The following is a 17,450-nucleotide window of genomic DNA, read 5'->3' as shown; positions in this document are numbered from 1 at the left end:
TCCTCGCATGCGGTTGATTGCGAAGGATCGCCTTACCCGTCAGCGACGGGATGGAAGGTTCTGCGCCTTACAGCAGGTCAACGGTTCATTCCTCCTTCCTCGCTCGCCGTGACCGCGCCCTTGGCAGGACGCGGCGCCGAAGTCGACACCGCCATGACAACCATGAAGGTCTCCTTCCTGCCCGGAGTCACTCTCCGGCCTGGAAATAGTCGTGGACCAGCCGTACGGCCATGGCACCTTCACCGACCGCCGCGGCCACCCGCTTGACCGACCCGCTCCGCACGTCCCCGGCCGCGAACACGCCCGCCCTGCTCGTCTCCAGCGGGAACGGCCGGCCGACGGAGTCGGGCGCGCCTTCCTTTCCGGACCGGGCGGCGTCCGCGCCCGTCAGTATGTAGCCCCGCGGGTCGAGCGCGATCTCGTCGGCCAGCCAGGCGGTGTACGGCTCAGCGCCGATGAAGATGAACATCGCGCGGGCCTCGATCGTGGAACGCTCGCCGGTGACGTTGTTCTCGGCGATGACCGCGGCGAGCGTCTCTTCCCCGATCAGCTCCCGGACCTCGGTGTTCAGCATGATCTGGATCCGGGGGTGCCGTTCGATCTCGACGGCCAGGTAGCGGGACATGTTCCTGGACAGCGCGTCCTCCCGCACGAGCAGCCGGACGCAGGCGGCGTGCCCGGCCAGGAACAGGGCGGCCTGGCCTGCCGAGTTGCCTCCGCCCACGACGACGATCGGGTCCCGCTCGCACATCCGGGCTTCGAACATGGTCGCCGCGTAGTAGACGCTCGTGGGCTCGAACCTTTCCAGGTTCGCCACGTCGAGCCTGCGGTAGCGGACGCCGGTGGCGATGATCAGGGTGCGCGCGTGGATCGTGCCGCCCTCCCCTACGGTGACGATGTGATCGCCCGCGTTCAGGTGCAGTGCGCATGCCTGTGCGGGAACATAAAAACGCGCGCCGAACTTGCCGGCCTGGATCGCCGCCCGCTCCGCCAGCTCACCGCCGGAAATCCCGGACGGGAAGCCGAGGTAGTTCTCGATCCGCGAGGAGGTGCCCGCCTGGCCGCCCGTCGCGACATTGTCCAGGACCATCGTCGCAAGGCCCTCCGACGCCCCGTAGACCGCCGCGGCCAGCCCCGCCGGCCCGGCCCCGATGACGAGCAGGTCGCAGTGGGTCTCCTCCTGTACCCGTGGTGCGGGGAGCCCGATCGCCCGGGCAAGCTCCGCGTTGCTCGGGTTGCGGAGCACCGTCTCGCCACGCCAGATCACGACCGGGGTCTCCTCCGGAGTGACGCCCATGCTCCGCAGGAACCGCTCTGCCTCCTCGTCCTGCTCCAGGTCGATCCACCGGTGCGGCAGCCGGTTGCGTGCCGCGAACTCCCGCAGCCGCCGGGAGTCGGCCGAGAAGCGGGAGCCGATGATGCGGAAGCCCGCCCCCAGTCCGATGAGCATCGTGCGGCGGATGAGGTAGGCCCGCAGGATGAGGTCGCCGAGTGCCGGATCCCCGGCGACCAGGCGGCGGAGCCCGTCCGCCGGCACGGCGAGGACCTCGCCGTCCTCGGCCACCACGCCGGTGACGAAGCCCACCTGGCCGGTGAGCACGTTGAGCTCTCCCAGGAACCGGCCTGCCCCGTGGACGCCGATCACCTGGTCGTCGACTCCGAATCCCTCGACCGTCGCCACCTTGCCGGCCAGGACCGCGAAGAATTCGGCGCACGGAAGGCCCTCCGCGTACAGGACCTCATCCTGGCGGACCCGGCGCCGCTCGCCGTGCGGGGCCAGCGCCTGGAGCTGCGCGTCGCTCAGCCGCGGGTAGGCCCCCTGCGGGTCCGGCGTCTCGCCGAGCTCAGGCGGCCAGCGCATCGTCCACCCATTCGCGTAGGGCAGGAGCCGGCGCCGCGCCCGCCCGCTGGGTGAGGACCCGGCCCTGATCGATCACGACAAGCGTCGGGATGGCCTGTACGGCGAAGCGTTCCGAGAGCCGGGGCGCTTCGTCCACGTTCACCTTCACCAGCTTCAGGCGACCGGCCAGATCGGCCGCGACCTGCTCCAGCGCCGGGCTGACCATGCGGCACGGGCCGCACCAGGGTGCCCAGAAGTCGACGACCACCGGGATCCGAGCCGCCTCGACGACCTCGCTGAAGTCGTCGTCCCCCGCCTCGGTGACCCAGGGAAGCGGCTGGTGGCAGTCGCCGCACTGCGGGATCCCCGAGGCGGCCCTGGGCAGCCGGTTCTTCCGTCCGCATTTCGAGCATCGGACGACGCTCGCGTCCTTTACCTGTGACCGCATGGTCAGACCTCCGGATTCTCGTACGTCACCGAGAGCGTGCCGCCGGTCAGTCCGACGCGGATGACCGCGCCGTCGACGACGTCGCCGGCGACCAGGGCGCGGGCGACGCGGGTCTCGACCTCGCGCGCGATGAAGCGGCGCAGCGGCCGTGCGCCGTAGACGGGGTCGAACCCCTGCTCGGCGATGAAGCGCACGGCCTCGGGTGTGACCTCCAGCGTCATCCTGCGTTCGGCGAGCCGAATCCTGATCTCGGTGAACATCAGTGACACGATCTGCTCGATCTCCGGCTCGGTGAGCGGCTTGAACAGCACGATGTCGTCGATCCGGTTGAGGAACTCGGGCCGGAACCGCGCGCGCAGTTCGGCCATCACCATCTCGCGCACCTCGGGATCGATCTCGCCCGAGGGCCCCGGCTTCTCGCTCAGATAATGCGAGCCGATGTTGGACGTCATGATGATCACGGTGTTGCGGAAGTCGACCGTACGGCCCTGGGCGTCGGTGAGCCGTCCGTCGTCGAGCACCTGCAGCAGGGTGTTGAAGACGTCCGAGTGCGCCTTCTCGATCTCGTCGAACAGCACGACCGAGTACGGCTTGCGCCGTACGGCCTCGGTGAGCTGGCCGCCCTCCTCGTAACCGACGTAACCCGGGGGCGCCCCCACGAGCCGGCTGACCGTGTGGCGCTCCTGGTACTCGCTCATGTCGACGCGGACCATGTTGTCCTCGGTGTCGAACAACGCTTCGGCGAGCGTCTTGGCCAGCTCGGTCTTCCCGACGCCGGTCGGGCCGAGGAAGATGAACGAGCCGATGGGCCGGCGCGGGTCCTTGATCCCGGAGCGCGCCCGAATGATCGCGTCGGCGACGGCCTGCACGGCCTCGTCTTGACCGATCACCCGCTCGTGCAGGATCTGGTCGAGGCGAAGCAGCTTCTCCCGCTCGCCTTCCTGGAGCCTGCTGACCGGGATGCCGGTCCAGCGGGACACGATGCCGGCGATCTCCTCTTCGGTGACGACCTCACGGAGCAACCGCCCCGCACCGTGCTTGGATTCCAGCTGCTCCTCCGCGGCCTCCAGCTTGCGTTCCAGCTCGGGCAGCCTGCCGTGCATCAGCTCGGCGGCGCGGTTCAGGTCGTACATGCGTTCGGCCTGCTCGGCCTCGCGCCGGACCGCCTCGATCTCCTGGCGCAGTTGCTGCACCTTGTGCAGAGCGTGCCGTTCGGCCTCCCACTGGGCGCGCATGGCGTCGGCCTGGGCGCGCAGGTCGGCGAGCTCCTTGCGCAGGGCCTCCAGGCGGGCCTGGCTCGCCGGGTCGTCCTCCTTGGCGAGGGCTGCCTCCTCGATCTCCAGGCGCATCACGCGGCGGGTGAGCTCGTCCAGCTCGGCCGGCATGGAGTCGATCTCCGTACGGAGCATCGCGCACGCCTCGTCGACCAGGTCGATCGCCTTGTCGGGCAGGAAGCGGTCGCTGATGTAACGGTGGCTCAGGACGACGGCGGCCACGATGGCGCTGTCAATGATCTTGACGCCGTGGAACACCTCGAGGCGCTCGCGCAGGCCGCGCAGGATGGAGACGGAGTCCTCGACCGAGGGCTCGTCCACGACGACGGGCTGGAGGCGGCGCTCGAGGGCGGCGTCCTTCTCGATGTATTTGCGGTATTCGGCGACCGTGGTGGCGCCGATCAGGTGGAGTTCGCCGCGGGCCAGCATCGGCTTGAGCATGTTGCCCGCGTCCATGGAGCCCTCGGCCGCGCCCGCCCCGACGACGTTGTGGACCTCGTCGACGAACAGCAGGATCCGCCCTTGCGCCGAGGTGACCTCGGTGAGCACGGTCTTGAGGCGCTCCTCGAACTCGCCGCGGTATTTCGCCCCTGCGATGAGGGCGCCCACGTCGAGGCTGAAGATCGTCTTGTCCTTCAGGCCCTCCGGGACGTCGCCTCGGGCGATGCGCTGGGCGAGGCCCTCCACGATCGCGGTCTTACCGACTCCCGGGTCGCCGATGAGGACGGGATTGTTCTTCGTCTTGCGGGACAGGATCTGCATGACCCTGCGGATCTCGCCGTCGCGGCCGATGACCGGGTCGAGTTTGTCCGCCCTGGCGGCGGTGACCAGGTCACGGCCGTACTTCTCCAGTGCCTCGTAGGCGACCTCCGGGTTGGCGGAGGTCACCCGCTGGCTGCCGCGCACCCGCGTGAGGGTCTCCAGGAAGCGCTCGCGGTTCAGGCCGTGCGCCTTCAGCAGCCGCCCGGCGGCGGTGTCCGGCCCCTCGTCGAGCAGGGCCAGCAGCAGGTGCTCGACCGAGACGTACTCGTCCTTCAGTCGTTTCGCCTCCCGATCGGCCGCCTCCAGCAGGCGGGACAGCCGCTGGGTGAGATACACCTGGCCGGGCGCGGCGCCGGGACCGGTGACGCGGGGCCGGCGTTCCAGCTCGGACTCCAGCTCCATCGCCAGCTTGTCCGGGTCGGCGCCGGCCGCCGAGAGCAGGCGTGCGACCAGACCTTCGGGTTGTTCGAGCAATGCCAACAGGAGATGTTCGCCGTCGACTTCGGTGTGCCCGAAGCGGGTCGCCTTGGTCTGCGCGTCGTGCAGAGCCTCCTGTGACTTCTGGGTAAGACGGTTCACGTCCACGGCGCACCTCCGGGAGTCCTCGCGCGGGTTCGCAGGGCGGCTTCGAGTTCCGCGATGCGGTCGAGCAGGTCCGCCACCAGGCCGAGGGAGGCGTAGTTGACGGCCAGGTTTGTGTGCAGCCGCTGGAGGCACCCCGCGGTGGCGAGCTCAGACGGCGGGAAGCACAGATCGCCCGCCGCGTCGGGAAAGGGGTCGATCAGGCCGAGCGCGACCAGGCGGCGCACCAACTCCGGACGCAGCCCGGTCGCCCGCGAGGAGGACTCCAGGTCCAGGAGCGGGAGCCGTACCAGGGGATGGCTCATGGCCGGGCCCTCCCTCCCGATTCGGAGCGCGGGTTGAAGCTCGAGACGCTGGCCAGCTGTTCATAGAGGCGGCGCTCCTCGTCGGTCAGCGTGCGGGGGACCATGATCCGGACCTCGGCGAGCGCGTCCCCGGGCCGGCCCCGGGGATTGGGCATGCCCTGCCCGCGCAGGCGCAGGCGGCGGCCGGAGGAGGAGCCGGGCGGTACCTTGACCTTCGCCTCCCCGCCGGGGGTCTCGACCGCCACGGTCGCGCCCAGTGCGGCCTCCGAGGGGGTGAGGGGAAGCAGGACGTGGATGTCCCGTCCTTCGACGCGGTAGCGGGGATGGCCGGGGATTCGCGCGATCAAGTACAGGTCGCCCCGCTTCGCACCGTCGGCGCCCTCGCCTCCCTGGCCCGAGAGCCTGATCCGCTGCCCGTTCCGGACGCCCGGGGGGATCGTGACCTCCAGCGTCCTAGATCCTCCGCGGCCGGGAAGAGTGATCGTGCGGCGGCCGCCGCGGTAAGCCTCCTCGACCGTCAGCGGCAAGTCGGCCTCCTGGTCGGCTCCGGGTATCGGACCCCAGCCGCGGCCCGCTCGTCTCCCGCGCCCCCCGAAGATGCCGCCGAACAGCTCCTCGAAGTCGATGCCCTCTCCGGTCTCGAACCGGACCTCCTGCCCGGCCGGACCGTGCGCCCATCCGGCCCGGCCTCCCGTGCCCGCCCCGGCCCGGGCCCTGGCGTACGCCGCCGGGTCCACTCCCTCGGGCACCTGCCGGAAGTCCCTGCCGAACGCGTCGTAGCTCTTGCGGGTCCCCGGATCGGACAGCACCTCGTAGGCCTCCGACACCTCCTTGAAGCGGTCCTCGGCCCCGGGGTCCTTGTTGACGTCGGGATGGTAGGAGCGCGCGAGCTTGCGGTAGGCCCGCTGGATCTCCTCACGGCCGGCCGTTCTCGGCACCCCGAGAATTTCGTAGAAGTCGCGGTCCGCCATCAGTCCTCCGCCCTGGTGGACACCACGACCGACGCGGGCCGCAGCTGGTCGGGGCCGTCGCCGTAGCCGGGCCGTACTACGGCGACGACCGTGCCCGGCTCCGCCTCCGGGTCCTCCGCCGTGCTCACGGCCTCATGCCTGGCGGGGTCGAACCGCGTCCCGAGGTCCTCCACGCGCGGGAAGCCCAGCCGGGCGAGTACGGCCACCGCCTGGTCGCGGACGGCGCGGACGCCTTCGATGACGGCACCGGGATCGGCGTCGGCGTCCGCGTGCCGCAGCGCCAGTTCGAGGTTGTCGATGACCGGTAGCCACTCCGCGGCGACCCTGGCCCGCTCGTCGAGCCGCTGCCTGGCGATGTCCCCGGCCGTCCGCTTACGGAGGTTGTCGAGCTCCGCGACCGCACGCAGCCATCGATCGTGCAGCTCCTCCAGCCGGGCGTCCTTGTCGGCACCTGTATCGGTGCTCTCACGAGTCGCCCGGGGCTCGGGTTCGGTGACCGTCGGGCCGGTTTCGCGGGTCTTACCCGGCTCGCCCGACTCCTGCGGCTTTCCGGGTACGGCCGGCCGCTCAGAGGCCGGTTCGGCCTCCACGGCCTCGGCCGCTGGAGTGCGCCCCTGATGCGGGATCCTGTCCTTGTCGGTCATGTCACTCCGAGCTGGTGAACTCGGCGTCGATCACGTCCTTGTCCGGCCCATCGAACGAGACCGCCTTGATCTCGTCGTGAGCCTCCCTCGAACCGCCGCCCCATGAACCGCTTGGCCGAATAGATCGTCCCCTTCGGATTCAAGATCGCCTGACGCCGCGCCATCTGACCGACCAGCACCTCACCCTGATCGGTGAACGCCACCACCGACGGCGTCGTCCGCGACCCCTCCGCATTCGGAATGACCGTCGGATGACCATCCTCAGTTGTCGCGATCACCGAATTCGTCGTGCCCAGATCGATTCCCGCCGCCTTCGCCATCTGCCCATCCCTTCATGAATCCCGAGCGTCCTTCCGGATCCACGGCGCAGCCTGATTCCACTGATCTCGGCTGGAACATGCCGCCGAACGCTCCGAGTCCGGACGCGCATCCGTCCGCGTCGGCCTACTTGAAGGTTCCGGTGTCCACACGGGCGGTGTTGAGCACCCGCCGGGCCTCATCGGCGAACTCGGGGTCGACCAGAATGTCGTAACTGTCGGCCACGATCGCGGGCTGCGAGGCGAACGCCCGGCGCTGCAGTGCGTAGCTGATCGCGCCCCAGATCAGGCCGAAGATCAGGCCGAGCACGATCGCGGAGGTCATTGCCCACCCCTGCCAGGGGCTGACGATCAGGAACACCAGCCCGATCAGCAAACCGATCCAGACACCGGTGCCCGCTCCGGTGATCAGCGCGCGGCCGAGAGTCCAGCGGCCCAGCACCTTCTCCTCCCACCGCAGGGAGGTCCCCACGATGGAGACATGTTCGACGGGGAAGCGATGCCGAGCGAGCGTGTCCACCGCATGCTGGGCCGCATCGTAGGTGCTGTAGGTCCCGAGCACCGTCTTGTGCGGCTGACGTAGGTCTTGGGTTCTCATGGATCAACCTCCCTCGGGTTGGTTGTTCCGACTACCGAGAAGCCTGGGTCACCGCTGCACCACCCACAGGCCAAAGACCGGCGCCCCGGTTTCCGAACCTCTACAGGTCCAGCCAAAGGGTATGAACGCCACCCCGAAACCCCCGGATATCCATTTTTGGATCAAACAACAAAGACGGTCGGCGATCGGGCGCCCGCGCATGGTCGCTGGCAGCGCACGGAAGGGACCTTCGGCTTCGGTCCACGAGTCCATGGGCATGGGCGCGCCTCAGCCGGGAAAGCGCACAGGCGCACCGTTCTGCAAGTGCACATTTAGGGGCACTTCGTCACGGCGTGGCGGATTTGTTCCAGGGGTATCTGTCACCGCAGGCGTAGCCCAGTGCGCCGGCCGGCATGCAGGCGTGCCGGCCTGCCGCGGGCGCGACTCCTCGCGAGAGGAGGACGCCTTCAGCCAGTCGCTCGGGGACGACAGGGAGATGTCATGACACTGCCAATGAGACGTGGCCGCGCACACCAGATGCACAGCGTCGAGCCGTCCGCGATGCTGCGGCGAGACCCGTTCGCGGACGTTCAGGAACTCCTCAGCCGGATCGGGTGGCTGATCCCACCGTCGGGCGAGACCGAGATGCATCGCCCATGGGTGCCAGTCGCCGAAATCGACGAGTCCGATGACGCGTACATGATCAAGCTTGAACTCCCCGGCGTCGCACCCGAGGAAATCGAAATCGGAATCACGGACCGCGAACTGTGCATCAACGGTGAAATCCGCGAAGAGGATGAAGGCTCCACCGCACTGCGGGTCCGGATGGGGCGGTTCCACTATCACACCTCACTCCCCTCCGACGTGGACGAGAAGAACGTGCAGGCGTCCATGGACGACGGGGTCCTGACCATACGGGTCCCCAAAGCGGCGCAGGGCCGGACCCGCCACGTCGAGGTCACAGAGGCGCGGTCCAAGGGCCAACGCCGTTCTCGTCAGGGAACGGGCGCCTCGAACTCGTCCGATGAAAGACGCTGACCAACCCGACCGAGGCATAATCCTCGCAAGCGTCAGCGGCGTTGTTGCGGCGACGGTTAAATCCCGGTTCGGGGCCGTTGGGCCGCTCAGCTTGCTTGATGAGCGGCCCACTTTGCTTGATGAGCGGCCCACCCCCTTACCGGGAGTTTGCTCCTCATCCATTCCCCCTGCACGGGGTCGCGACCGGTTCGTTGTCAGCTCCCGAGCCCCCGGCCTGGCGCCGCCCCCGCGTCCACGTCGACTGAGGCCCGTCGAGGTTTGCCCCGCCCGAGCGGGGGTACCGGGCGGGAACCGGGAGGCGATACTCATGAACGATCGCCTGTTTTCGAATCGCCGAGACGCGGGCCGGGTGCTCGCGGGACTTCTCCGCCATTACCGGGGGCTGCCCGACGTCGTCGTCCTCGGGCTCCCGCGTGGCGGCGTGCCGGTGGCGTACGAGGTGGCCACCGCCCTGGGCCATTCGCTCGACATCTTCCTGGTGCGCAAGCTCGGGACGCCGGGCCACGAGGAGCTCGCGATGGGGGCGATCTCCAGCGGCGGCGTGGTCGTGCTCAACGAGGACGTCGTCCGCGCGCTCGACATCACGCCGGAGACGATGAGGCAGGTCGTCCAGAGCGAGGCCCGCGAGCTCGCGAGGCGGGAGCTGGCCTACCGAGGCGACCTCCCCACGCCCGAACTCCGCGGCAAGATTGTGATCATGGTCGACGACGGCCTCGCGACCGGCGCGAGCATGCGCGCGGCCATCCGCGCGGTGCGGCGGCGGGAGCCCGCCCAGATCGTCGTCGCCGTGCCCGCCGCGCCGGAGTCCACCTGCAGAGAGCTGTCCACCCTGGTGGACGAGGTGATCTGCGCGACCACTCCGACGCCCTTCTTCTCGGTGGGGGAGTCGTACTGGCACTTCACCCAGACCACCGACGAGGAGGTGCGCCAGCTGCTGCACGCCGCCTCCTCGGCCCGCGTCTGGGCCCCGCCCGCCCGGACCGACCTCGCCGTTCTGCGCTCGGAGCTCGTGCCCACGGAGGAGGGGGTGCCCGTGGACGACGTGCTGTTCGACATCGTGGGCGACGCGCGGTTCGTGCTGATCGGCGAGGCCTCGCACGGGACCCACGAGTTCTACGCGGCCCGCGCCCGGATGACGCGGCGCCTGATCGAGGAGAAGGGCTTCACCGCGGTGGCGGTGGAGGCGGACTGGCCCGACGCCTACCGGGTGAACCGGTTCGTGCGGGGCCGCGGCGACGATGCGACCGCCGAGGAGGCGCTGCGCGGCTTCCAGCGTTTCCCGGCGTGGATGTGGCGGAACGCGGACGTGCTCGAGTTCGTCGGGTGGCTGCGCGAGCGCAACGACCGGCTGGACGAGCGGGCGAGGGCAGGGTTCTACGGGATCGACCTCTACAGTCTGCACCGCTCCGCCGCGGAGGTCGTCGCCTACCTGGAGAAGGTGGACCCCGCCGCGGCGGAAAGGGCCCGTGAACGCTACTCCTGCCTCGATCACAGCGACGGCGACGACGGACAGGCGTACGGGTTCGCCGCGGCCTTCGGCGCGGGGGAGTCGTGCGAGCAGCACGTGATCGACCAGCTCGTGGACCTCCAGCGCAACGCCCTGCGGTACCAGCGGGCACAGGGCCTGCTCGGAGAGGACGAGTTCTTCTATGCGGAGCTGAACGCCAAGGTGGTGGCCACGGCGGAGCGGTACTACCGAACGATGTTCGGCGGCCGGGTCTCGTCGTGGAACCTGCGTGACCGGCACATGGCCGACACCCTGTTCGCGCTGGCCGAGCACCTCGGCTGGCAGCGGAGCGAGCCCGCGAAGATCGTGGTCTGGGCGCACAACTCCCACCTGGGCGACGCGCGGGCGACCGAGATGGGAACGCGCGGCGAGCTCAACCTGGGCCAGCTCGTGCGCGAGCACAATCCCGAGGACTGCCGGCTTATCGGCTTCACCACCTACAGCGGCACGGTCACCGCCGCCGACGACTGGGGTCGCCCGGCCGAGCGGAAGAACGTGCGCCCGGCGCTCCCCGACTCGGTCGAGGAGCTGTTCAAGGAGGTCGGGCACAAGGAGTTCCTCCTCGACTTCGTCCACTCGGCCAGGGCGGCTGTCCTGATGCGCAGGGCGCTGCTCGAACGGGCGATCGGCGTCATCTACCGCCCGGACACCGAACGCCAGAGCCACTACTTCCAGACCCGCGTGTCCGACCAGTTCGACGCGGTCATCCACATCGACGAGACCCGCGCGGTGGAGCCCCTGGAGCGCACGGCCCTGTGGGAGCGCGGCGAGGCCCCGGAGACCTACCCCGTGGCCGTCTGACCGGGCCGGTCCCATGGCCTGCTGATCGAGGTTCCGACGCCGAAGGCCGGCCGCGTCCATGACACCCGCCTGTACGGGCGGGCCACCGCCCGGGCGTGGGATCGGCTGCACCCGCGCCTGACCCGCCGCGCCGCCTGGGCCGACTGCCACGCGCTGCCGGTGATCGAGGGCACCGTGATCCATCTGGAGGTGGACCATCTGCCCAACGGAGCATCCCCAAGCCGTCGGCGGAGCTTCACGAATGCCAACATGCCGCTTGAACCGCGCGGACGAGGTTTACGGCAGGCGCACTGTTCAGGGCGTTGTCACAGATCGGGGCGCTGTCTGGTCTGAGCTGGTGCACGGCCGGATCCGAGCCGGCCACTGTTTCGCGAAGGAAGCCTGATGAGCACCGATCACGCTCACGCTCACCACCTCGAGAACCCCGACAAGAGCGGGCCGCCGCCGAAGATCGACGTGGTCGCCACCGTGCCGGGGGCGCCGCCTGCGCCCGAAGGGGCCGAGGCGATGACGATCCTGGTCACGTTGCCGCCGAACAGCCCTGGTGCGCCGCCTCACCGGCACTCCGGGCCCGCGTACGGCTTCGTGATCAAGGGGGCCGTCAACTTCGAGCTCGAAGGCGAGCCCGTGCGGGTTGTTCGGGCTGGTGAAGCGTTCTGGGAGCCTGGTGGGGACGTGATCCACTACCAGGACGGCAACCACCTCGCTGATGAGGAGGCGGCGTTCGTGGTGACGATGTTCTGCGCGCCTGGGCAGCCGATGTTGATCCCGGTCAGCCCGGAGGAGTTGGAAGCACGGCGAGACCGCCGGGCGCCGCAGTCATGACCAAGGTTTCGTTGACTGCGCTCGTTGGCAATCTGCTCATGCTTGCCCGGGAGGCGGACAGTGGTCGCAGTGCCACCACTGTCCACGGCGGACACGATCGTTCGTTGCGGCAGACCGTGATGGCGTTGCGGCGGGGCGAGCACATGCACGAACACGAGCATCCCGGCGAGGTCACGGTGCACGTGCTGCACGGGCGGGTGCGGCTTGTCGCCGGGTCTGACTCGTGGGATGGGCTGCCGGGCGATCTGCTGGTCATGCCCGAACGCCGTCACCGCGTCGAGGCCGTAGAGGACAGCGCGTTCCTGTTCACCACCGCACGTTGAACGTGAAGAAGGCGGGAACCGGGTTCGGTTCCCGCCTTCAGCGTTGCCGGAAGGTCATTCCACCAGCTGCCGCCAGCGGAGACGTCCTCCATCAGTGAGGCGATCTCGTCCAGGACCCGGCGGGATCTCCTTCGGTCCACCCAGCCGCGCCCGGGGTTTGCGTCCACGAGAGAGGTTCACGCGCCTCTCCGGATCGGTGTTCGGATGGTCGGATGGTCGGGGTCGGATGGTCGGATGAGTTCAGTTGAGATCATGGCGTTGCGTCACGAGGTGGCGGTGTCGCGGCGTCAGGTCACGCGCCCGCAACCGAAATGGCCGATCTGGCCATTCTCGCGGCGTTGGCCGAAGGGTGCGCGACCAGCTGATTGCGGAGGCGCGCGCAACCCGCTGGCGCTGCGGGAACTGCCCCGGTCGCTGAGCCCGGCCCAGATCGCCGGCGGGTTCGCTCTCATCGGCGCGCTCGACGCTCATGAGCGTTGCTCCGGTGGCACGTAGTCGAAGGTGGGGCCGGCCGTGGTGCCGTCCTCGTCGGGCACCAGCATCAGGGCGCTGGCCTGGGCCTTGAGCGCGTACATGGTGCCGACGGCGACCCCGAGCAGTTTCGGGTCGCCGTTGAAGGCCTGCTCCAGCTGGTTCAACAGGGTGCAGTAGGTGCGGTTGAACTCCTCCTGCGCGGTGCGGATGGCGCTGCCCGGGGCGTGGTCGGACAGCCGCGGGTTGGGCCGCATCGGGCGCACGGCGGCCAGGTTCATCGAGATCGGCTCGCCGGTGGGCCCGGACTTCGGGGTGTCGCCGCGCCGGTAGCGCCGGCCGAGTTTGAGTTCCTGGAAGCGGTAGTAGTGGGCGACCTCGTCCCGATCGGGGTGGAAAACGTCCTGGTCCCCGTCCCAGACCACGCCCCGGGCCGTGCCCTCGCCCTGCTCGACGATCTCCTCCAACGCCCCCAGCGCCGACTTCAGACCCTCCACCGCGAACAGCGACCCCGCGGTGTGCCGGAAATGGCTGCCGCTCACCTGTCGGGCTGGGTCGCCGCAGAAGACCTCCCGCTCGCCGAGCTGCTCGCACAGGTGGCGCAGTCCTTGTTCAATCGCGTCATAGAACTGCCCGATCGTCTCGTAGCCGTCGCCTTCCGCCGGGGCGTCGGGCGGCGCAGGCCGTTCCAGGCGCAGGAACATCTCCAGGGCCTCCGGGCCGAACGGGAGCAGCGACAGTTCCAAATCGCTGTGAGGCAGCCGCCGGGGATACGGCGGCAACACCCCCGGCATGTCGAAGCGCGGTCGGCCGCCGACGGCGTTGAGGAGGTTCGCGGCCAGCGCCAAGTGCAGCATCTCCTCGGCGAAGACGCTGCCCAACACCTCGACGGCTTCCGGGTTCCGCTCCGGATCCAGCGAGTACAGCGCGCACAGGTACGGCGGCAACGTCGCGTGTTCCAGCTCGACCGCCCACTGCAGGTGCTCACGCAGACTGTCGAGGGTGTCGATCCGCGCCGGCCCGGGAGCAGCGGCAGTCCCCTGCGGTTCGAGATTCTTCATGGGAGTCCTACCTCCATTGTCAGAAAGGGGTGTTTCGCGCAGCGTGATCGCCGACGGCCTCTTTCGGATGGCCGGCCGCGCTCGGGACGGGCGCCGGGGGCGCTGCGGTCCTGGCGCTGGGCGAGTTCTTCGTCGTCCACCAGGACGAACGAGTGCTTGAAGTGCGGCGAGCATCCGCTGTTACCGAGCGGTGTTCTGCTCGAGCCAGTCGCAGTAATCTCGCTGAGCACCGCGGCCTTGTCCCGCACGGTGCACAACATCCCCAGGCACCAGGCGGCGTCGGCCGACCGGTACGGAGCGGGATCCGCCGGCCGTCCGCCGCGATGACCGGCAGTCCGAACAGACGGGCGGCGGCCCGGCCCGCGGCCGGCATCGGTTCCACCAGGATCGGCCGGACCCCGAACCGCTCGGCAACCCAGGCCGCCGGCCCGCCGGCTCCGGCGCCCACGTCCAGCAACCTGATCCCTGGCGACAGCTCGCACGCCTCGGCCAGCCTGGCCAGTGCGGCCGGAATCGCGCTGCCGCGACAGGTGGCGGGTATGGCGTGCCGCTCTCCGAGGTGCTCGACGGCGTCGGCGGTCCAACCGGCGACATCATCGAACTCGGCGACCATCGCCGATGCGGTCACAACACAACTGCTGTTCAGCTGCAGGCACTTGCGTCGTCTGCCGGCCATCAGTCGATTCAGGTTCAGGACGGGCGCGGGCCCGGCGGTCCTTGCGCTGGCGAGCTCTTCCTCGTCCACCAGGTGAGCATGGGCTTGCCAGCGTGCGCACAGCAGGTGGCGGCGAAGCGGAGCGGATGTCGTCGCGGTTGTCGCCGCCAGGCCCCCAGAAAGCCTCGCCGGCGCGTACGATGCGCTCCGGCTCGCCCTCCGGCATGGAGCCGAACACGGGACCGGAGTGCGGGGTGCGGCGGCGCTCCGGGATCGCTCTGCGGGGACTCGGTGACGATCATCGTGTGCGCGCCCCGCGGGATGGACTGCGTTTGGGTCTCCTACACCATGGTGAGCGCCGTCTGCCGCGCGGTCGATCTCGGTTTGGAGGCGATGCCAGGTATGGAAGCCGCCTCTCGTGACCTATGAGCGCCGGGAGCTACTTTCCGGTCACGTTCCGGCCGGGCCAGTCGTGGTAGCGGATCGTGCCGAGGGTGGCGCCCTCAACCGGAACCAGCGACCGCTCGCTCAACTCGCTGCCGAAGTAGCGCGCGTGCGGGTCGGTGACCACCTCGCGCGGGTCGCCCCAGGCAGCCAGCGCCTGGCGGAAGAACTCATCCATCCGGAACTGCTCGGGCCCGGCGACCTCGACCCTGCCGTTCAGCGGCGACCCCACCGCGGTCCTGCCGACCGCCTGGGCCACATCGTCACCCGCGATCGGCTGGAAGAGCACAGGCGCCATGTGCACCTTGCCATCCACTGTGGCCTCGTCGGCGATGCTGTGGGCAAACTCGAAGTACTGGGTCGAGTGCACGAGCGAGAACGGGATACCTGACTTCTCGATCAGCTGCTCCTGAGCGATCTTCGCCGCGAAGTAGCCGTTGTCCGGCATCCGGTCCGTGCCGACGATCGACACCGCGACGTGGTGACCCACGCCCGCCGCCGCCTCCGCCGCGAGCAGGTTGCCCGTGGAAGTCTCGAAGAACTGCAGCACCGCCGCCCTCTCAAATGACGGCGAGTTCGACACGTCGATCACCACCTGCGCACCCGCCAGCACTTCGGCCACCCCCTCGCCGGTCAGCGTGTTGACGCCGGTGTTCGGCGCCGCCGCCACCGCTTCGTGACCATGCTCGCCCAGCTTCGTCACCAGCTTCGACCCGATCAGGCCCGTCCCGCCGACTACCACGATCTTCATCGCGATCCCTTTCGTCCACCGGGCCACCTCGTTGCCACCCGGTCGCCAGCTAAGACCGGACAGCCTCCAGGCTTGTGACAGCTGCGGCGAAAATTCCTTTCAGATCACTGATGACGCCATCGACAACGAGCGAGATCTGCTCTGAAGCTGCCCACTGACCTGCGCCGAGGACGAATTTGCAGCAGATCGTCCGCTGGCTGAGCAGGCCAGGTGATCGTTGGCAACGTCTCGCCGTGGCACCAGGTGGACCTGCCGTGGGACGAGGCGTCCGGGTGTGCTGACGCTCAGGCGCTGGGCGATCGAGGTCACCGACTCCCCGCGGGCGCGGCGGGCCCGGGCGATGTCAAGCACGTCGGAGCTGGCCGCCGGAGGCCGGCCACCCTTGCGGCCCTGGGCGGCGGCGGCCAGGCCGTCGAGCGTGCGCTCGTGGATCAGGTCGAGCTCCTTCTTGGAGTGCCGAGGACCTCGCCTGATGGCCACGGCGCGCACTGCGGGCTGCCCCTGGCAAGATCCGTCACATCAGGCTGTCGGAGGGGGCTCAACAGCGGCCATCCTGTGGCTTGGCCGCCTTGGCCGCCACCGGAATCGCGGGGCAGCGGATTTCGTCCACGTCCTCGAGGAGCAGACCGCTAGCTATAGCGAGCCGCTCCGCCGGAGGAGGTCTTTTGGGATTGTCACATACCGCTGCCCTATCCTTGCTGCTCAAGGGGGTAGGCGGCAGGCGGCCGTCGAGGATGGTGGCGGAGAATGCGACTGCCCACGGGGTGGGGGACACCGGTGAGAAAGGGGGGCGCTAACAGTGACGGATACCGTACCGGTGAGCGAGTCCGGCGGCCCGGAAGATCTCGAGCAAGCCGCGGCGGTATTCGCCGGCGTGCGGCCGCGCCTTTTCGGGATCGCGTACCGGATGCTGGGTAGCGTCACTGAAGCCGAGGATCTGGTGCAGGACGCCTGGCTGCGCTGGCAGAGCTGTGACCGCACTACGGTGGACAACCCGGCCGCGTTCCTGGCGACTGTCACCACGCGGCTGGCCATCAATGCCGCTCAGTCCGCACGCGTCCGCCGCGAGACCTACATCGGCCCGTGGCTGCCCGACCCCGTCGACACCGGCGCGGATCCGCACCTCGGCGCCGAGCGAGGGGAAGCTCTGGAGTTCGCGGTCCTGCTTCTCCTGGAGAAGCTCTCGCCTACCGAACGCGCGGCATACGTGCTGCGGGAAGCATTCGACTACCCCTACCGGCAGATTGCCGACATCATCCAGCTCAACGAGGCGGCGGTACGCCAGTTGGTCAGCAGAGCCCGCAAACACGTGCTCGCCGAACGTCGCACGCCCGTGACCAGAGCCGAACAACGCAGACTGCTGACCGCCTTCGTCACCGCCGCCCGCTCCGGCGACCTGACCGCGCTGGAAGAGCTTTTCGCCGCGGACGTGACCAGTTACTCCGACGGCGGTGGCGCCCGCGGCGCCTCTCGCATCCCTGTGGTGGGCGCGTCCCGGGTCGCGAAGTACGTCAGGGCGTTCGCAAACCGCTTCTGGGCCGGAGTCGACGTGGCGTGGGCGAGCACGAACGGGCAAACATCCGCTCTGCTGCGCCGCGACGGCGAGGTATTCGCGGTCCTCACGGTGAACGCCTCGGCGCAGGGCATCGACCAGGTGTTGTGGATGATGAACCCGGCCAAGATCACCGCAGTGTCCGCCGCGGGCTGACCGCCGCGAGACACTGCCCGGCTGGCGCACGGGAACGCCGTCCGGTGCCCTGACGGCGCCGAACGCGCAGCATGCGCTACGGCAGGCAAGCCGCCCGCGTAGAACATCGTCGCCAGTCGGCGGGACGCCGTCCGCGTCAACGCGCG

The 17,450-nt window shown here is 69.3% G+C and carries 16 protein-coding genes and 1 pseudogene; 5 read left to right on the top strand and 12 right to left on the bottom strand.

Annotated elements, in window-relative coordinates; translation table 11 throughout:
- Positions 1 to 187: 187 nt before the first annotated feature.
- From N5079_RS27335 to N5079_RS27300, 8 genes and pseudogenes are all read right to left on the bottom strand, one after another.
- A complete protein-coding gene (locus N5079_RS27335) occupies positions 188 to 1,861 on the bottom strand; it encodes an FAD-dependent oxidoreductase (RefSeq protein WP_261587002.1) in 1,674 nt (557 codons plus the stop codon).
- Entirely contained in the window at positions 1,845 to 2,288 is a 444-nt protein-coding gene (gene trxA, locus N5079_RS27330) for a thioredoxin (protein ID WP_261587001.1), read from the bottom strand. Before trxA ends, N5079_RS27335 begins: the two co-directional genes overlap by 17 nt.
- A 2-nt stretch (positions 2,289 to 2,290) precedes the next feature.
- A complete protein-coding gene (clpB, locus tag N5079_RS27325) occupies positions 2,291 to 4,909 on the bottom strand; it encodes an ATP-dependent chaperone ClpB (RefSeq protein WP_315967891.1) in 2,619 nt (872 codons plus the stop codon).
- Positions 4,900 to 5,211 (bottom strand): chaperone modulator CbpM, encoded by a 312-nt coding sequence (locus N5079_RS27320; protein ID WP_261586998.1) that lies wholly within the window; start codon positions 5,209 to 5,211, stop codon positions 4,900 to 4,902. The genes clpB and N5079_RS27320 overlap by 10 nt, the downstream gene beginning before the upstream one ends.
- Positions 5,208 to 6,182 (bottom strand): J domain-containing protein, encoded by a 975-nt coding sequence (locus N5079_RS27315; RefSeq protein WP_261586997.1) that lies wholly within the window; start codon positions 6,180 to 6,182, stop codon positions 5,208 to 5,210. The genes N5079_RS27320 and N5079_RS27315 overlap by 4 nt, the downstream gene beginning before the upstream one ends.
- Complete coding sequence (locus N5079_RS27310) at positions 6,182 to 6,826, bottom strand: nucleotide exchange factor GrpE (RefSeq protein ID WP_261586996.1); 645 nt, start codon at positions 6,824 to 6,826, stop codon at positions 6,182 to 6,184. The genes N5079_RS27315 and N5079_RS27310 overlap by 1 nt, the downstream gene beginning before the upstream one ends.
- Positions 6,827 to 6,924: 98 nt before the next feature.
- Positions 6,925 to 7,146: pseudogene (locus N5079_RS27305) on the bottom strand (Hsp70 family protein); the annotation flags it as partial.
- 124 nt (positions 7,147 to 7,270) lie between these two features.
- A complete protein-coding gene (locus N5079_RS27300) occupies positions 7,271 to 7,741 on the bottom strand; it encodes a general stress protein (RefSeq protein ID WP_261586995.1) in 471 nt (156 codons plus the stop codon).
- 480 nt (positions 7,742 to 8,221) lie between these two features.
- Here N5079_RS27300 and N5079_RS27295 point away from each other — a divergent pair, with 480 nt between their 5' ends.
- From N5079_RS27295 to N5079_RS27280, 4 genes are all read left to right on the top strand, one after another.
- Positions 8,222 to 8,758 carry an Hsp20/alpha crystallin family protein gene (locus tag N5079_RS27295; protein WP_261586994.1) on the top strand — a complete coding sequence of 179 codons (537 nt, stop codon included), beginning with the start codon at positions 8,222 to 8,224 and terminating at the stop codon, positions 8,756 to 8,758.
- Between the two features lie 307 nt (positions 8,759 to 9,065).
- A complete protein-coding gene (locus N5079_RS27290) occupies positions 9,066 to 11,066 on the top strand; it encodes an erythromycin esterase family protein (protein WP_261586993.1) in 2,001 nt (666 codons plus the stop codon).
- Positions 11,067 to 11,450: 384 nt separating this feature from the next.
- On the top strand, positions 11,451 to 11,891 hold the full coding sequence (locus tag N5079_RS27285; protein WP_261586992.1) for a cupin domain-containing protein: 441 nt from the start codon (positions 11,451 to 11,453) through the stop codon (positions 11,889 to 11,891).
- Entirely contained in the window at positions 11,888 to 12,214 is a 327-nt protein-coding gene (locus tag N5079_RS27280; protein WP_261586991.1) for a LuxR family transcriptional regulator, read from the top strand. Before N5079_RS27285 ends, N5079_RS27280 begins: the two co-directional genes overlap by 4 nt.
- A gap of 467 nt (positions 12,215 to 12,681) precedes the next feature.
- Here the strand turns inward: N5079_RS27280 and N5079_RS27275 are convergent, their stop codons facing one another.
- From N5079_RS27275 to N5079_RS27260, 4 genes are all read right to left on the bottom strand, one after another.
- Positions 12,682 to 13,746 (bottom strand): ferritin-like domain-containing protein, encoded by a 1,065-nt coding sequence (locus tag N5079_RS27275; protein ID WP_261586990.1) that lies wholly within the window; start codon positions 13,744 to 13,746, stop codon positions 12,682 to 12,684.
- A gap of 19 nt (positions 13,747 to 13,765) precedes the next feature.
- Positions 13,766 to 14,491 carry a hypothetical protein gene (locus N5079_RS27270; RefSeq protein ID WP_261586989.1) on the bottom strand — a complete coding sequence of 242 codons (726 nt, stop codon included), beginning with the start codon at positions 14,489 to 14,491 and terminating at the stop codon, positions 13,766 to 13,768.
- A 349-nt stretch (positions 14,492 to 14,840) separates the two neighbouring features.
- On the bottom strand, positions 14,841 to 15,596 hold the full coding sequence (locus tag N5079_RS27265) for an SDR family oxidoreductase (RefSeq protein WP_261586988.1): 756 nt from the start codon (positions 15,594 to 15,596) through the stop codon (positions 14,841 to 14,843).
- A gap of 99 nt (positions 15,597 to 15,695) precedes the next feature.
- Positions 15,696 to 16,076: a hypothetical protein gene (locus N5079_RS27260; RefSeq protein ID WP_261586987.1), complete on the bottom strand. Its 381-nt coding sequence runs from the start codon at positions 16,074 to 16,076 to the stop codon at positions 15,696 to 15,698.
- Positions 16,077 to 16,413: 337 nt separating this feature from the next.
- Here N5079_RS27260 and N5079_RS27255 point away from each other — a divergent pair, with 337 nt between their 5' ends.
- Positions 16,414 to 17,304, top strand: coding sequence for an RNA polymerase sigma-70 factor (locus N5079_RS27255; protein ID WP_261586986.1), 891 nt, complete (start codon positions 16,414 to 16,416; stop codon positions 17,302 to 17,304).
- The last annotated feature ends 146 nt before the right edge of the window (positions 17,305 to 17,450 follow it).

Origin of the sequence: Planotetraspora sp. A-T 1434, assembly GCF_025420585.1 — a bacterium.
GTDB lineage: Bacteria > Actinomycetota > Actinomycetes > Streptosporangiales > Streptosporangiaceae > JAOEGB01.
The sequence above is the reverse complement of the archived record's forward strand: the minus strand, read 5'-3'. Positions and strand labels throughout refer to the sequence as shown.

Bases quoted from the DNA above. Each gene is read 5' to 3' on its own strand.
- N5079_RS27335 (WP_261587002.1), bottom strand. From the start codon at position 1,861: ATGCGCTGGCCGCCTGAGCTCGGCGAGACGCCGGACCCGCAGGGGGCC.
- trxA (WP_261587001.1), bottom strand. From the start codon at position 2,288: ATGCGGTCACAGGTAAAGGACGCGAGCGTCGTCCGATGCTCGAAATGC.
- N5079_RS27320 (WP_261586998.1), bottom strand. From the start codon at position 5,211: ATGAGCCATCCCCTGGTACGGCTCCCGCTCCTGGACCTGGAGTCCTCC.
- N5079_RS27315 (WP_261586997.1), bottom strand. From the start codon at position 6,182: ATGGCGGACCGCGACTTCTACGAAATTCTCGGGGTGCCGAGAACGGCC.
- N5079_RS27310 (WP_261586996.1), bottom strand. From the start codon at position 6,826: ATGACCGACAAGGACAGGATCCCGCATCAGGGGCGCACTCCAGCGGCC.
- N5079_RS27300 (WP_261586995.1), bottom strand. From the start codon at position 7,741: ATGAGAACCCAAGACCTACGTCAGCCGCACAAGACGGTGCTCGGGACC.
- N5079_RS27295 (WP_261586994.1), top strand. From the start codon at position 8,222: ATGACACTGCCAATGAGACGTGGCCGCGCACACCAGATGCACAGCGTC.
- N5079_RS27290 (WP_261586993.1), top strand. From the start codon at position 9,066: ATGAACGATCGCCTGTTTTCGAATCGCCGAGACGCGGGCCGGGTGCTC.
- N5079_RS27285 (WP_261586992.1), top strand. From the start codon at position 11,451: ATGAGCACCGATCACGCTCACGCTCACCACCTCGAGAACCCCGACAAG.
- N5079_RS27280 (WP_261586991.1), top strand. From the start codon at position 11,888: ATGACCAAGGTTTCGTTGACTGCGCTCGTTGGCAATCTGCTCATGCTT.
- N5079_RS27275 (WP_261586990.1), bottom strand. From the start codon at position 13,746: ATGAAGAATCTCGAACCGCAGGGGACTGCCGCTGCTCCCGGGCCGGCG.
- N5079_RS27265 (WP_261586988.1), bottom strand. From the start codon at position 15,596: ATGAAGATCGTGGTAGTCGGCGGGACGGGCCTGATCGGGTCGAAGCTG.